This is a genomic window from Ancylobacter sp. VNQ12, from assembly GCF_049445835.1.
GTDB lineage: Bacteria > Pseudomonadota > Alphaproteobacteria > Rhizobiales > Xanthobacteraceae > Ancylobacter.
The window spans coordinates 374747-390021 of the sequence record NZ_JBMSDU010000002.1; the positions used below are offsets into that span (position 1 = coordinate 374747).

Sequence of the window (15275 nt, forward strand, 5' to 3'; positions counted from 1 at the left end):
TCATGCCCAGTCGTGACGGGCGAGCAAATCGGGAAGGATGACGGCAGGCCGTCGCGGCGCTACAGAGCACCATGCCCCGCTACAAGCTCACCATCGAATATGACGGCACGCCCTTCGTCGGCTGGCAGATCCAGGCGATGGGCGCCACCGTGCAGGGCGCGTTGACCGATGCCGTCGCGCGCTTCACCGGCGAGCAGGTGCATGTGCAGGGCGCCGGCCGCACCGATGCCGGCGTGCATGCCACCGGGCAGGTCGCCCATATCGAGCTGAGCCGGGACTGGCGGCCGGACACGGTGCGCGACGCGATGAACGCGCATCTGCGCCCGCACCCCATCGCCGTGCTCGCGGCGGAAAGGGCGGCGGACGATTTCCACGCCCGCTTTTCCGCCACCGGCCGGCGCTATGTCTACCGCATCATCATGCGCCGGGCCGACCTCGCACTGGAACGCGACCGGGCATGGCGGGTGCTGCGCCCGCTGGATGCGCCGGCGATGGCGCAGGGCGCGGCGCGGCTGGTCGGCCGGCACGACTTCACCACCTTCCGGGCGATCGGCTGCCAGGCCGCCTCGCCGGTGAAGACGCTCGACCGGCTGGAGGTGGAGACCGTCGCGCTCGATTTCGGCGCCGAGATCCGCGTGCATGCGCAGGCGCGCTCGTTCCTGCATCATCAGGTGCGCTCCATGGTCGGCACGCTGGTGAAGGTCGGCGAGGGTGCCTGGACGCCGGACGACGTCACCCGCGCGCTGGAAGCGAGGGACCGCACGCGCTGCGGCCCGATGGCGCCCTCCGCCGGGCTTTATCTCGCGGAAGTGACGTATTGAAAGTAGGTCGGCAGTTGTTTTGCAACTATGTCCGGCGATGCTATATTATTCATGGAGTGAGGAGTCAGGCGCGAGCCCGATCCCTCTTTTCCTAGAGCATGAATTGGACCCGGAGAGTGACTTGCCAGCCACTCCGGGTCCTTTTCATATCTAGGGTAACGCTAAGTGGGATGAGCCACATCGCGTACCTCCAGTTCGAGAGCGAGGCTGTCGCCACAGCCGGGTAGCCCATCTTCCCGGTGCGCCGGCTGGCTCGGCGCCGCTGCTTCCGCCCGCGAACAGCGCCATGTTACCGCAAGACGACACCGGCGAAACCTGCGGTCGCGGCCGCTTATGATACCCGCGTCGCGCCGACCGCGCCCTGCTTAGCCCTTCGCCAGCGTCTCCAGAAACCGCACCGGCGCGCCGTGCGCGGGCGAGGTCAGCTCGCCTTCCCACATCACCTTGTGGCCGCGCACGAAGGTGCCGACGGGCCATCCCGTCACCTCGACCCCGTCATAGGGCGTCCAGCCGGGCTTGGAGGCGATCCACGCATTGCGGATGGTCTCGCGGCGCTTCAGGTCGACAATGGTGAAGTCGGCGTCATAGCCGACCGCGATCCGCCCCTTGGTCGCGATGTTGAAGATGCGCGCCGGACCGGCCGAGGAAAGGTCGACGAAGCGCTCCAGCGACAGCCGGCCGGCATTCACATGGTCGAGCATGGTCGGCACCAGCGTCTGCACGCCGGTCATGCCGGAGGGGCTGTCGGGATAGGGCTTGGCCTTCTCCTCCAGCGTGTGCGGCGCGTGGTCGGAACCGAGCACGTCGACCACGCCCTCGGCGAGGCCGCGCCACAGCGCCGCCTTGTGATGCGCCTCGCGCACCGGCGGGTTCATCTGCACCAGCGAGCCGAGGCGCTCGTACCAGCTCGCATCCATGGTGAGGTGGTGCGGCGTCACCTCGACGGTGGCGACATCCTTCTGGGCGCGCAGATAGACGATCTCCTCGGCCGAGGTGACGTGCAGCACATGCACGCGCTTGCCCTCCTCGCGCGCGAGATTGACGAGGCGCGTGGTGGCGGTGAGCGCGGCGATCTCGTCGCGCCAGACCGGATGCGAGGAGGCGTCGCCCGGCACCCGCATTTCCCGGCGCTCGGAAAGGCGCGGCTCGTCCTCGCAATGGAAGGCGGCGCGGCGGCGGATCACCCTCAGGATGGCGCGCACGCCGGGATCGTCCGCCACCAGCAGCGAGCCGGTGGAGGAGCCGATGAACACCTTCACGCCCGGCACGCCGGGCAGCATCTCCAGCTCCGGCAGGTCGTTCACATTGTCATGCGTGCCGCCGACGAAGAAGGCGAAGTCGCAATGCATGCGGCGGGTCGCACGGGCGATCTTGTCGGCCAGCGCGTCGCCGGAGGTGGTGAGCGGATTGGTGTTGGGCATCTCGAACACCGCCGTCACGCCGCCCATCACCGCGGCGCGCGAGCCCGATTCGAGGTCTTCCTTGTGCTCCAGCCCCGGCTCGCGGAAATGCACCTGCGTGTCGATGACGCCGGGCAGGATGTGCAGACCGGTGCAGTCGATGGTCTCGCCGGCCTGCGAGGCGTCGAAAGAGCCGATGCCGACGATGCGTCCGGCCCGCACGCCGACATCGCGCCGGCCGACCCCGTCCTGATTGGCCACGGTGCCGCCCTTGAGGAGCAGGTCGAAGGTCTGGGTCATGGGATCCTCGCCGGTGGTGAACGCCCCGCCCTCGCGCAGGCCGGTGACGCTCTTACGCCATAAGCCGGGAAACGTGAACGGGGATCGCGTACTCCCACGCTGGGCTTACCATCAGCCCGGCTGTCCGGGCGCTTGCGTGCAGGAGTGAACATTCGGCGCGCCGGTGCGTTATTGCCCCCGACCACAGGGAGATCTCGCATGACGCGCAACGCCGCCGCCGATGTGGAAATCGCCAACGGCATCGAACCCTCCTCGGGCGGAAACAACCTGCTCGGCGCCTTGCGCCCGGCCGATTTCCTGCTGCTCCGCCAGCAGTTGCGCCGCATCGACCGGGCGGCCGGCGCGGTGCTGTACGAGCCCGGCGACGATGTGCGCTCGGTGTATTTTCCCTGCGGCCAGACCCTCGTCTCCTTCATGGTGATGCTGGACGACGGGCGCCCGGTGGAGATCACCACCATCGGCCGCGAGGGCGCGGTGGGCGGCATCGTCTCGCAGGGCCGGCTGCCGGCCTATGCCCGCGCCGTGGTGCAGATCGGCGGGCCGCTGCTGCGCCTCGACGTCGCCGATCTCGAGCGCGCCAAGCAGACCTCGCCGCCACTGAACAATCTGTTCGCGCGCTATGCCGACTGCCTGCTGGCACAGGTCTTCCAGTCGGTCGCCTGCAATGGCGCGCACTCGATCGAGCAGCGCGCCGCCAAATGGCTCTCCGCCGCGCTGGATCGTACCGGCGACGAAACAATTCGCCTCACCCAGGAGCAGCTGGCCGCCATGCTGGCCGTCGGGCGCTCCTATGTCAGCCGGGTGCTGCAGGAGCTGCGCCGCAGCGGCGCGGTCGAGCCGGGGCGCGGCCGGCTGGTGATCAAGGATCCCGAGCGGCTGCGGGCGATGAGCTGCAGCTGCCACAACACGATCCGCCGGCATTTCGACGACGTGCTGGGCGGCGTCTATCCCACCGGGAACGAGGTCGCCGGCGGCCCGGTCATCACCAACGGCCCGGCGTTCAGGCCGTGAGCGCGTTCAAGTGAGGGCATTCACGTCAGGCCGGGGAACAGCGAGCGCAGGCTTGCCACCAGCATTTCCATGGCGATGGCGGCAAGCACCATGCCCATCAGCCGCTTGGTGACGCTCATCACCGTGGGCGACACCACCCGGCCGATGAACGGCCCGGAGATCAGCGTCGCGCCGAGCAGGGCGACGAAGACCAGCATGCCGGCGCCGAGCGCGACGATCTGGTCGCCGTCCCGCGCGTCATGGGCATAGACGATGAGCGCCGAGATCGTGCCCGGCCCGAGCAGGATGGGAATGGCCAGCGGGTAGAAGGCGACATTGCTGGCGCTGTTGAAGGTTGCCTTTTCGGCGCCGGAGCCGCCATGGGTGGCGCTGTCCTCACCATGCAGCATGGACAGCGCGATGAGCAGCACGATCAGCCCGCCGGCGAGGCGGAAATGATCGACGTCGAGGCCGAAGAAGCCGAGAATCGCGCTGCCCGCCAAGACCGAGACGACGCAGCCGACCGCCACCGTCACGGTGACGAGAATGGCAGTTCGCCGCTGTTCGCCCTCGCTCATGTCGGAGGTCAGCGACAAGAAGATCGGCAGGTTGGCGATCGGGTTCATGATCGCGAACAGCGCCGCGAACACCTTGGCCGCGAAGGCGAAATCCATGTTTCCTCGTCTCCCGTGTCGCCTCCTTTTAGCAGCACTCGCCCGCTGCTGTCCGCCACGATGTCATGGGTGAGGGAGGATCGGCCTGCGGCCGTCCGGGATGACAATGAGAGGATGTGTCGCCGGCCCGCTCGCCCGTCGGCGCATGGCACGCCCACGGCGACAGACCTTGTGCGCCGGGCGGCGGCATGGCATGCGCGGAGCATGCACGCTCCAGACCTGCACGCCCCCGCCCTGCCGCCCGTCATCGCCTCCTTCGCGGAGCTCGCGCCGACTTACGACGTCATCCTCTGCGACGTCTGGGGCGTGCTGCATAACGGGGTCGCCGCCTTCGCGCCCGCCGCCGACGCGCTCAGGCGCGCCCGCGCCCTGGGGATCACGGTGATCCTCGTCTCCAATGCCCCGCGTCCGCGCGAAGGCGTGGCGAAAATCCTCGACGGGCTCGGCGTGCCGCGCGATGGCTACGACACCATCGTCACGTCTGGCATGGTGACGAGCGCGCTGCTGGCGGACCGTCCGGGAACGAAGTTCTGGCATCTCGGCCCGGAGCGCGACATCGGCATCTATGACGGGCTCGACCTCGTCTTCACCGGGCTGGAGGACGCCGAGCTGATCGTCTGCACCGGCCTGTTCGACGACACGGTCGAGACGCCGGAGGACTATGCCGACCGGCTGAAGGCGGCGCGGGCACGCAACCTGCCCTTCATCTGCGCCAACCCTGACATCGTGGTGGAGCGCGGCGGCGACCTCATCTGGTGCGCCGGCGCCATCGCCGAGGCCTATGCCGCGCTCGGCGGCGAGGTCGTGTTCTGCGGCAAGCCGCATCGGCCGATCTACGAGACCGCCTTCGCCACCGCCCGCGCGCTGCGCGGTGGCGACACGCCGCCTGCCCGCATCATCGCCATCGGCGATGCACTGCGCACGGATCTGGCCGGCGCGCTGGGCGTCGGCATCGACTGCCTGTTCGTCGCCGCCGGCATTCACGCCGGCGAGCTGGGCCTGGAACATGGCGGCGCGGTCGATCCGAAGGCGCTGGCGCGCCTGCTTGGCGACGGCCCCGGCAATCCCACCGCCGTCACCGCGCGCCTCGCCTGGTGAGGAACCCGTGTTGGTGCGCATTGACGCGGCCGGACAGCGGCGCCACTAAATCGGCCCGATGTCCCGTCCCCGCGTAACGCGATGATCCCCGCGCAATGACCCACGCCCCCGTCGACTCGCACCATCGGCCGCATCCCTTCCGCATCCTGCGCGATCCCGGCAGCCTGCCGGCCGAACTCGCGCATCCCGTCGTCGCCATCGGCAATTTCGACGGCGTGCATCGCGGCCACCGGGCGGTGATCGGCACGGCAATCGACCAGGCGCGCTCGCTCGGCTGCCCGGCGCTGGCGCTGACCTTCGAGCCGCATCCGCGCGCCTTCTTTCGCCCGTCCGAGCCGCTGTTCCGGCTGACCCCGGAGCCGATGAAGCTGAAGCGCCTCGCCGAAACCGGGCTCGACGGCGCGCTGGTGATGAGCTTCGACGCCGCGCTGGCCGGGCTCGACGCGGAGGAATTCGTCGCCGAACTGCTGGTGCGCCGGCTCGGCGTGTCCATGGTGGTGGCGGGCTACGACTTCCATTTCGGCAAGGGGCGCGGCGGCTCGCCGATTTTCCTGCGCGAGGCCGGCAGGCGCCACGGCTTTCCCGTCGAGATCGTGCCGCCGCTGCTCGACGAGGGCGCGCAGATCTCCTCCAGCGTCATCCGCTCGGCGCTGGCGCAGGGGCGGGTCGAGCAGGCCGCCGACATGCTCGGCGCCCCCTGGGAGATCGAGGCCGAGGTGATCCATGGCGACAAGCGCGGGCGCGAGCTCGGCTATCCCACCGCGAACATGCGCCTCGACCCGGCGATCACCCTCGCCCATGGCATCTATGCCGTCACGGTCGAGATCGACGGCGTTCGCCACAAGGGCGTGGCGAGCTTCGGCCGCCGCCCCACCTTCGACGACGGCGCGCCACGGCTGGAAAGCTTCATCTTCGACTATTCCGGCGACCTCTATGGCCGCACGCTCCCCGTCGCGTTCCACGCCTATCTGCGCCCCGAGCTCAAGTTCGACAGCATCGAGGCGCTGATCGCGCAGATGGACATCGACAGCACCCGTGCGCGGGCGGCGCTGGAGTAGGCACCTTCCGTCATCCCGGCCGGAGCGCAGCGGAGAGCCGGGATCGTCCTCCGTCACGTCACGCGATCCCGGATCGGGCCGGCGGCCCGTCCGGGATGACGATTTCCTGTAGCGCCCCCGCCCTTGCACCGCCCCGGCGCTGCGCTTAAACCGTGCGGCAGTGTAAGGAGCGCCTGATGACGAGCCGCAACAGCGATGGTCGCAATGTGAACGAGCCTGCCGACGAGACGGCGGCGCGCGATTATTCGTCGACCCTGTTCCTGCCGCAGACCGAATTTCCCATGCGCGCGGGCCTGCCGCAGCGCGAGCCGGAACTGCTGGCGCGCTGGGAGCGCATCGACCTCTATGGCCAGCAGCGCAAGGCCGGCGAGGGCCGCGCGCGCTTCGTGCTGCATGACGGCCCGCCCTATGCCAACGGCAACATCCATATCGGCCATGCGCTCAACAAGATCCTGAAGGACGTGGTGGTGCGCTCCCAAGGCGCGCTCGGCCACGATTCCAATTACGTCCCCGGCTGGGACTGCCATGGCCTGCCGATCGAATGGAAGATCGAGGAGCAGTACCGCGCCAAGGGCAAGAACAAGGACGAGGTGCCGGTCGTCGAGTTCCGCCAGGAATGCCGCGCCTTCGCCGAGGGCTGGATCGACGTGCAGCGCGCCGAGTTCAAGCGCCTCGGTGTCGAGGGCGACTGGTCGCACCCCTATGTGACCATGAGCTATGACGCGGAAGCGCAGATCGCCCGCGAGATCATCAAATTCGCCGGCAACGGCCTGCTCTATCGCGGCTCCAAGCCGGTGATGTGGTCGGTGGTCGAGCGTACCGCGCTGGCGGAAGCCGAGGTCGAGTATCACGACCACACCTCGACCACGATCTTCGTGAAATTCCCTGTCACCGGCTATCGCAAGAGCGCGGCGACCGCCGGCGGCCTGCCCAAGGGGCTGGAGCCGGCGGAGCAGGCGGCCAATATCCACCTGTTCCCCTCCTATGAGGGCGCCTCCATCGTCATCTGGACGACGACGCCCTGGACCATCCCCGGCAACCGCGCCATCGCCTTCTCGCCGGATGTGACCTATGCGGTCTATGAGGTGACCGAGGCGCCCGCCGACAACTGGGCCAAGGTGGGCGAGCACTTCATCCTTGCCGACAAGCTGGCGGAAGAGGTCTTCAAGGCCGCCCGCGTCACGGCTTACGAGCGCCACCGCGAGGTCGACCCGACCCATCTCGTCTGCGCCCACCCGCTCAAAGGCATCGAGGGCACGCACGGCTATTTCGACTTCGCCGTGCCGGTGGTGGCCGGCGACTATGTGACCGATGATGCCGGCACCGGCTTCGTGCACATCGCGCCGGGCCATGGCGCCGACGACTTCAACCTCTACATCGCCGAGAAGCTCGGCGAGGTGCCGCACACGGTCGGCCCGGACGGGCGCTATTACGACCATGTGCCGCTGTTCGCCGGCCATCGGGTGATGGACGACAAGGGCAAGGACGGCGACGCCAACGACGTGGTCATCAAGGCGCTCGTCGCCGCCGACCGGTTGCTTGCGCGCGGCCGGGTCAAGCACCAGTACCCGCATTCGTGGCGTTCCAAGGCGCCGGTGATCTTCCGCAACACGCCGCAATGGTTCATCGCGATGGACAAGGACATCGCGGCGGCGGACGGTTCCACGACCGCGGGCGACACGCTCAGGGCGCGCGCGCTGGGCGGCATCGCCGGCGTCGACTGGGTGCCGGCCTCGGGCCAGAACCGCATCAACGGCATGATCGAGAACCGCCCGGACTGGGTGGTCTCGCGTCAGCGCGCCTGGGGCGTGCCGATCGCCGTCTTCGTGCGCGACGCCGGCGACGGCAATGTCGAGATCCTGCGCGACGAGAAGGTCAACAAGCGCATCGCCGAGGCCTTCGCGGTCGAGGGCGCCGATGCCTGGTACAAGGACGGTGCCGCCCAGCGCTTCCTCGGCACCGACTACAGCGCCAATGAATGGCACAAGGTCGATGATATCCTCGACGTGTGGTTCGATTCCGGTTCCACCCACGCCTTCACGCTGGAAGTGCGCGACGACCTGAAGGTCGACCGCGCCTTTTCCGGCGGGCCGGACCGGGTGATGTATCTGGAAGGCTCGGACCAGCATCGCGGCTGGTTCCACTCCTCGCTGCTGGAGAGCTGCGGCACGCGCGGGCGCCCGCCCTATGACGTGGTGCTGACGCACGGCTTCGTGCTCGACGAGCAGGGCCGCAAGATGTCGAAATCGGTCGGCAACGTCGTCGCGCCGCAGGAGGTCATCAAGTCCTCCGGCGCCGACATATTGCGCCTGTGGGTCTGCGCCTCGGACTATTCCGACGATCTGCGCATCGGCCCGGAGATCCTCAAGACCACGGTCGAGACCTATCGCAAGCTGCGCAACACGCTGCGCTGGCTGCTCGGCTCGCTGCACCATTACCGCGAGGCCGAGCGCGTCGCCTATGTCGACATGCCGGCGCTGGAACGCATGGTGCTGCACCGGCTGCACGAACTCGACAGGACGGTGCGCGAGGCCTACGCCGCCTTCGACTTCAAGCGCGTGCACGCGGCGCTGTCGTCCTTCATGACCACCGAGCTGTCGGCGTTCTATTTCGACGTGCGCAAGGACGCGCTCTATTGCGACCCGATCTCCTCGGTGACGCGCCGGGCGTGCCTGACCGTGCTCGACGAGGTGTTCAGCCGCCTCGTGGTCTGGCTGGCGCCGATCCTGCCGTTCACGGCGGAAGAGACCTATCTGTCGCGTTTCCCCTCGGAGACCGGCTCGGTGCACCTGCTCACCTTCCCGGAAACGCCGGCAAAGTGGCGCAACGAGGCGCTGGCCGACGAGTGGCGCAAGATCCGCCTCGTGCGCCGCGTCGTGCTGGGCGCGCTGGAAGTGGAGCGCGCCGCCAAGCGCATCGGCTCCAGCCTGGAGGCGGCTCCGATCATCCATGTCACCGATGCGAACCTGTTCGCGGCGGTGAGCGCGGTGGACCTCGCCGAAGTGTGCATCACCTCCGACGCGCATCTGATGCCGGACGAGGGCCCGAAGGACGCGTTCCGGCTGCCGGACGTGCCGGGCGTCGCCGTCGTGCCGGCCAAGGCGGTCGGCGAGAAATGCGCCCGCTCGTGGAAGATCTCCCCGCTGGTCGGCACCGATCCGGAATATCCGGACGTGACGCCGCGCGACGCCATCGCGCTGCGCGAGCTCGCCATCGCCCGCCGGGCCGCCGAATGAAGCCGCTGCCGTGAAGCTGCGTCTTTCCGGTCCGCTGACGCTCTATGGCGGCGCCTTCGCGCTCGCCGCGCTGGTGATCGACCAGGGCTCGAAGCTCGCCGTGCTGCATGGCGTCGATTTCGGCGACAGCGGCATCGTGCATGTGCTGCCCTTCCTCGACCTGGTGCGGGCGTGGAACACCGGGATCAGCTACGGCCTGTTCTCGCAGGGTATCGACGGCTGGTGGCTGCTCGGCGGGCTGAAGCTCGCCGCCGCGGTGCTGTTCTGGTTCTGGCTGGCGCGCGTCGACCGCAGGATCGAGGCCGCCGCGCTCGGCCTTTTGATCGGCGGGGCGCTCGGCAACGCCATCGACCGCGCCGCCTATGGCGCGGTGTTCGACTTCGTCTCGCTGCACGCCTTCGGCTTCTACTGGTACGTGTTCAACCTGTCGGACGCCGCCATAGTTGCCGGCGTCGGCCTGCTTTTGTATGACTCGCTGCGCGGGGGCGCCGCAAAATAGCCGTCCTGACGTGGAAGCTGCGGATTAAGCAGGCATTCCATGTGTGACGCGGACCGAGGCGGTCGAACGGACGATCCGCCGAAGCCGCAGGAGACGATCGGATGACGAAACGACCCCTCACGATGACGGCCGGCCGCTCCACGGCCTGGATGTCCGGCATCCTCGGCGCGGCCGTTCTGGTAGCCGGCGCCGTCGGCACATCCCCTGCCTCGGCGCAGGAAGACAATTTCACCGAGCAGCTGCTGACCACCCTCGGCCTGGTCGCCCCGCCGCCGCCGGATATCAATTATCGCGAACGCGCCCCGCTGGTGGTGCCGCCCTCGGGTGACGTGCTGCCGCCTCCGCGCAGCGCCGATTCCATCACGCAGAACCCGGCCTGGCCGAAGGACGACGACATGGAGCGCGCCAAGGCCGAAGCGAAGGCCGCACGCGCCGTGCCCGCCAACTTCAACGACAAAGAGTCGGCGCGCGCGCTCACGCCGGCCGAGGTGGCCCGCGGCATCAACCCGAACGCCCCCGCCGGACGTGGCCGGGCCGAAGCCGAGAACAACTCGCTCCGGCAGGATTGGCTGAAACCGGGAACCGGCGGCCTCGGCTTCCTCGGCTGGGGCAACAAGAAGGAAGAGAAGCCGCTCGCCTTCGAGGGCGAACCCGAGCGCGAAGCGCTGATCCAGCCGCCGCCGGGCTACCAGACCCCCGCGCCGGGTGCCGCCTATGGCGTCGTCGCCGACCGGCCCGAGGACAAGGCCTGGAGCCTGCCGGACTGGTTCGACCGGACCCAGAGCAACAACGACCGCCACTGAGGCGGCGCGCGGGCCATCGCGTTCACACGGGATTGACCCTGGGGCGGACGCGGAACCGCGTGATCTATGGCAGACTGCCCTCAAGGCGGGCCGGTTCCCAATCTCGACGCCCGTCTTGCCGCATCTACCTTTGCCGCGTCTACCTTTGCCGCGTGCGGCCATCCCGGATCGGCACGTTCTTCCTGCGGCCCGATCCCGTGGCTGCGGCAGGCGTGTCGCCGCCGCGTGGCCGTTTCAAAGCGCCGTCCCTATATCAGGGCGACAAAACGGATAATGTGACCGGAATGGCGTCTCGAACCCTGTCGACTGGAAAGCTGATGTCCGCCGTGATGCTCATCGCCGCCTCCCTCGCCTCGACCAAGGCCGCGCAGGCGGCGGATGTCGCCGCCTTCACCCTCGACAACGGCATGGAAGTGGTGGTCGTGCCCGATCACCGCGCCCCGGTCGTCACCCACATGGTGTGGTACCGCGTCGGTTCCGCCGACGAGCAGCCCGGCAAGTCCGGCATCGCCCATTTTCTCGAGCATCTGATGTTCAAGGGCACCGCGACGCACCCGGCCGGCGAGTTCTCGCAGGTCGTGGCCAAGCTCGGCGGCCAGGAGAACGCCTTCACCTCGCAGGATTACACCGCCTATTTCCAGCGCGTCGCCAAGGAGCATCTCGGCACGGTGATGGAGTTCGAGGCCGACCGCATGACCGGCCTCGTGCTCACCGACGAGGTGGTGCTGCCCGAGCGCGACGTGGTGCTGGAGGAGCGGCGCATGCGCACGGACAATGATCCGTCCTCGCAGCTCTCGGAAGCCGCGCAGGCGGCGATGTACGTCAACCACCCCTACGGCCACCCGATCATCGGCTGGGAAGACGAGATCAAGCAGCTCAACCGCGAGGATGCGCTGGCCTTCTACCGCCGCTTCTACACCCCGAACAACGCCATCCTCGTGGTGGCGGGCGACGTCGAGCCGGACGAGGTGAAGAAGCTCGCCGAGGCGACCTATGGCAAGGTGGAGCGCCGGGCCGACACCGCCGAGCGCGCGCGCCCCGCCGAACCCGCCCCGCGTGCCGAGCGCCGGCTGGTGCTCGCAGATCCGCGCGTCGGCCAACCCAATCTCTCGCGCGCCTATCTCGTGCCGTCCTATCGCCAGGCGAAGGAGGAGAGCGTGACGTTGGATGTGCTGTCGCAGGTTCTCGGCGGCGGCTCCACCGGCCGGCTCTATCGCAACCTGGTGGTCGAGAAGGGCCTCGCCGCCAATGCCGGGGCCTGGTACCAGTCGACCGCGCTGGACGCGACGCGCTTCGGCATCTCCGCCACGCCGCGTCCCGACGTGACGATGGAGGCGCTGGAGGCCGCGCTCGACGCCGCCATCGCCGACCTCGCCGCGAACGGCCCGGCCGCCGACGAGCTGGAACGCGCCAAGACCCGCCTCGTGGCCGAGGCGATCTATGCGCAGGACAACCAGGCGACGCTGGCGCGCATCTACGGCGCCGCACTGACGACCGGTTCGACGCCGGAAGACGTGAAGATCTGGCCGGAGATGGTCAAGACCGTCACCGCCGAGCAGGTGCGCGACGCGGCGCGGCGCTATCTCGTGCCGGCCCGCGCCGTCACCAGCGAGCTGCTGCCGGCCAAGCCCACACCCGCCGCCGCGTCGCCGGCCGCCGCCGGCACGCCGGAGAAGCGCTCATGAGCGGCGCGCGGCGCGGCATGATCCGCCGCTTCGACACTCGCCGCTCCTCGCTCTCGCTTCTCAGCCGAGCCCAACCCATCCTTGCCGCGGTTCTGACTGTCATGACCATCGCCCTCGCGCCCGTCACTCCCGCCCAGTCCGAAACCACGCGCATCCAGCGGGTGGTCAGCCCCGGCGGCATCGAGGCTTGGCTGGTGCACGACACCACGTTGCCGCTGGTGGCGATGGAGATCGGCTTCATCGGTGGCTCAGCGCAGGATCCGGCGGACAAGCCGGGCGTCGGCAGTCTCACCGCCTCGCTGTTCGACGAGGGCGCTGGCGATCTCGATGCCCGCGCCTTCCAGGACCGCATGGCGGAAAAGGCGATCGAACTGCGCTTCGACGCCTCGCGCGACATGGTCGGCGGCTCGCTGCGCACCCTGTCGGAAAACATCGAGCCGGCCTTCGAACTCCTGCGCCTTGCGGTGAACGCGCCGCGCTTCGATGACGAGGCGGTGGAGCGCATCCGCCAGGGCCAGCTCGCGGGCCTGCGCCGGCGGCTCAACGATCCCTCGTCGCTGGCGAGTCTCGGCTGGTCGGCCCGCGCCTTCCCGAACCATCCCTATGGCCGCCCGGTCTCGGGCACGCTGGAAAGCGTGCCGACCATCACCCGCGCCGACCTCGCCGGCTTTGCCAGGCGCACCATGGCGCGCGACAACCTCAAGATCGCGGTGGTCGGCGACATCTCGGCGGAGCAGCTGGCGCCGGCGCTCGACAAGATCTTCGGCGCGCTGCCGGCCAAGGCCGAACTCACCCCGGTGCCGGATGTGGTGCCGCAGGGGCTCGGCGCGACCGAGGTGAAGGAGCTCGACGTTCCGCAGACCTCGGTCATCTTCGGCGGCATCGGGCTGAAGCGCAACGACCCGGACTTCATCCCGGCCTTCGTGCTGAACCACATCCTCGGCGGCTCCGCCTTCTCCTCGCGGCTGTTCAAGGAAGTGCGCGAAAAGCGCGGCCTTGCCTATTCGGTCTACAGCCACCTCGCCCCGCTGGACCATGCCGCGCTGATCCTTGGTGGCACGGCGACGAAGAACGACCGCACGGTCGAGTCCATCGACCTGATCCGCGCCGAATATCTCAAGCTGCTCACCGACGGCCCGAGCCAGGAGGAGCTGGACGACGCCAAGAGCTATCTCATCGGCTCCTTCGCGCTGCGTTTCGACAGTTCCGCCAAGGTCGCCTCGCAGCTCCTGCAGATCCAGATCGACAATCTCGGCATCGACTATATCGACGTGCGCAACCAGCTCGTCGGCGCCGTGACGCTGGACGACGTCAAGCGGGTCGCGGCGCGGCTGCGAGAGAACCCGGCGCTGCTGTTCAGCCTCGTCGGCAAGCCGACCGGCCTCACGGCGAATGGCGGCTGATACCGCGGCCCACCTCGCGGCCAGAATCGTGCGCGTGAAGCCCGCGCACGATGTTCCCCCCGCCCGCATTGGCCTGCTATAAGGGCCGCCGGTCAGGAAACGTCGAACGGAACGATCCCCGCCTCGCACCGCGATCGGGGAGATGTGACGTCCTTGTCAGCCTTGGGCGGGAGTGTGCGTATGCGTCGTGCTGAACTGCAGAACCGAAATGGCGGCAAGGGCCGGTCAGCGGACCGGTCCACTCCGGGCGACGCGCGTCCGGCGGGGCAGGCTTTGCGCGCGTTCCTCGCCATACCTGCGCTGGCGCTCCTGCTCGCGGGCTGTGGCGGCGGCATAGGCGGCGGCAACGGCCTTGAGGGGCCGATGGGTTCGGGCGATGCCGGCGGGCAGGGTGCGCTCGGCTCGGAGATCGAGACCACGACGGTGGAAGCGACCGGCGGCAATGGCACCGCGCAGCGTCCCGCCCCCGCAACCCGCCAGGCCGCCGCAGGCCAGGCGGCGTCGACGATGGACGTCGTCGGGTCGCAGAATGCCGCGACCGGCACACAGCCGCATGACGCCTCGGACTTCACCTGCCCGCCGATCCAGGTGCGCGGCGGGGCGGGCTCCTGGCAGGTGACGGACAGCGGCGCCGAGGGCGGCGTGCGCTACCAGGCGACGCTCGGCCAGTTCGCCCGCGAATGCCGCTACACCTCGCCCGAGATGAACATGCGCATCGGCATTCAGGGCCGCGTGCTGCTCGGCGCCAAGGGCGGTCCCGGAAAGGTCAACGTGCCGATCCGCCTCGCCGTGGTGAAGGAAGGCCCGGTGCCGGAATCGATCTGGACCAAGTTCTATTCGGTGCCGGTCGAGATCGGTCCGGGCGTCATGCAGGTCGATTTCGGCCTCGTCGCCGACGACGTCAACTTCCCGCGCCCCGATCCGGCGACGCTGGAGAAATATGTCGTCTATGTCGGCTTCGACCCGCAGGGCGCGGCGACGGCTGAGCGGCCTGCCCGCCCGCGGCCGGCGCAGCAGGCGCGTCCGAAGCCGGCCCAGAGCACCGCACCCGCGCAAGCCGCCCGCCCGGCGGCCACACCGGCCACTGCCGTGCGCGTCGCCCCCGCGGCCCCCTCCACGCCGGTGCAGGAGACGACACCCGCCCAGCCTGCCCCCGCGCAGGCTGCCAAGCCCCTCACGCAGCCGGCGGCGAGCACGCCGACCCCGGCGCCCGACAACAGCGACACGCAGTGGATCGGGGCGCCGGCGCCCTCGACCGGCACCTTCTCGCAGTAGCGGAACGGCAGGCGGGCAAAGCGCGACGAGGAG

12 protein-coding genes are annotated in these 15275 nt (G+C 69.1%); 10 read left to right on the forward strand and 2 right to left on the reverse strand.

What is annotated here, in order from left to right; genetic code table 11:
* Nucleotides 1-71: 71 nt before the first annotated feature.
* Nucleotides 72-821 carry a tRNA pseudouridine(38-40) synthase TruA gene (gene truA / locus ACO2RV_RS05425; RefSeq protein ID WP_423290604.1) on the forward strand — a complete coding sequence of 250 codons (750 nt, stop codon included), beginning with the start codon at nucleotides 72-74 and terminating at the stop codon, nucleotides 819-821.
* 365 nt (nucleotides 822-1186) lie between these two features.
* Here truA and ACO2RV_RS05430 read toward each other — a convergent pair whose 3' ends face one another.
* Nucleotides 1187-2521 (reverse strand): dihydroorotase, encoded by a 1335-nt coding sequence (locus ACO2RV_RS05430; RefSeq protein ID WP_423290606.1) that lies wholly within the window; start codon nucleotides 2519-2521, stop codon nucleotides 1187-1189.
* A gap of 198 nt (nucleotides 2522-2719) precedes the next feature.
* On the opposite strand from ACO2RV_RS05430, the gene ACO2RV_RS05435 reads away from it, so the two are divergent.
* Nucleotides 2720-3532, forward strand: a complete 813-nt coding sequence (locus ACO2RV_RS05435; protein ID WP_423290608.1) for a Crp/Fnr family transcriptional regulator — start codon at nucleotides 2720-2722, stop codon at nucleotides 3530-3532.
* A 20-nt stretch (nucleotides 3533-3552) separates the two neighbouring features.
* Here the strand turns inward: ACO2RV_RS05435 and ACO2RV_RS05440 are convergent, their stop codons facing one another.
* The gene (locus ACO2RV_RS05440; RefSeq protein ID WP_423290610.1) at nucleotides 3553-4185 is read right to left on the reverse strand and encodes a MarC family protein; all 633 of its coding nucleotides are present in this window, start codon (nucleotides 4183-4185) and stop codon (nucleotides 3553-3555) included.
* 204 nt (nucleotides 4186-4389) lie between these two features.
* Between ACO2RV_RS05440 and ACO2RV_RS05445 the strand changes: the two genes are divergently transcribed.
* The 8 genes from ACO2RV_RS05445 to ACO2RV_RS05480 all read left to right on the forward strand — a co-directional run bounded on the left by ACO2RV_RS05445 (nucleotide 4390) and on the right by ACO2RV_RS05480 (nucleotide 15242).
* Nucleotides 4390-5283, forward strand: a complete 894-nt coding sequence (locus ACO2RV_RS05445; RefSeq protein WP_423290612.1) for a TIGR01459 family HAD-type hydrolase — start codon at nucleotides 4390-4392, stop codon at nucleotides 5281-5283.
* Nucleotides 5284-5378: 95 nt separating this feature from the next.
* Nucleotides 5379-6341, forward strand: a complete 963-nt coding sequence (locus tag ACO2RV_RS05450) for a bifunctional riboflavin kinase/FAD synthetase (RefSeq protein WP_423290614.1) — start codon at nucleotides 5379-5381, stop codon at nucleotides 6339-6341.
* Between the two features lie 176 nt (nucleotides 6342-6517).
* A complete protein-coding gene (ileS, locus tag ACO2RV_RS05455) occupies nucleotides 6518-9577 on the forward strand; it encodes an isoleucine--tRNA ligase (RefSeq protein WP_423290616.1) in 3060 nt (1019 codons plus the stop codon).
* 10 nt (nucleotides 9578-9587) lie between these two features.
* Nucleotides 9588-10076: a signal peptidase II gene (gene lspA, locus ACO2RV_RS05460; RefSeq protein ID WP_423290618.1), complete on the forward strand. Its 489-nt coding sequence runs from the start codon at nucleotides 9588-9590 to the stop codon at nucleotides 10074-10076.
* 101 nt (nucleotides 10077-10177) lie between these two features.
* Nucleotides 10178-10879, forward strand: a complete 702-nt coding sequence (locus ACO2RV_RS05465) for a hypothetical protein (protein WP_423290620.1) — start codon at nucleotides 10178-10180, stop codon at nucleotides 10877-10879.
* A gap of 317 nt (nucleotides 10880-11196) precedes the next feature.
* Nucleotides 11197-12564 (forward strand): M16 family metallopeptidase, encoded by a 1368-nt coding sequence (locus tag ACO2RV_RS05470; protein ID WP_423290622.1) that lies wholly within the window; start codon nucleotides 11197-11199, stop codon nucleotides 12562-12564.
* Nucleotides 12561-13967 carry a M16 family metallopeptidase gene (locus ACO2RV_RS05475; RefSeq protein WP_423290624.1) on the forward strand — a complete coding sequence of 469 codons (1407 nt, stop codon included), beginning with the start codon at nucleotides 12561-12563 and terminating at the stop codon, nucleotides 13965-13967. The genes ACO2RV_RS05470 and ACO2RV_RS05475 overlap by 4 nt, the downstream gene beginning before the upstream one ends.
* Before the next feature lie 180 nt (nucleotides 13968-14147).
* Nucleotides 14148-15242, forward strand: a complete 1095-nt coding sequence (locus ACO2RV_RS05480; RefSeq protein ID WP_423290626.1) for a hypothetical protein — start codon at nucleotides 14148-14150, stop codon at nucleotides 15240-15242.
* The last annotated feature ends 33 nt before the right edge of the window (nucleotides 15243-15275 follow it).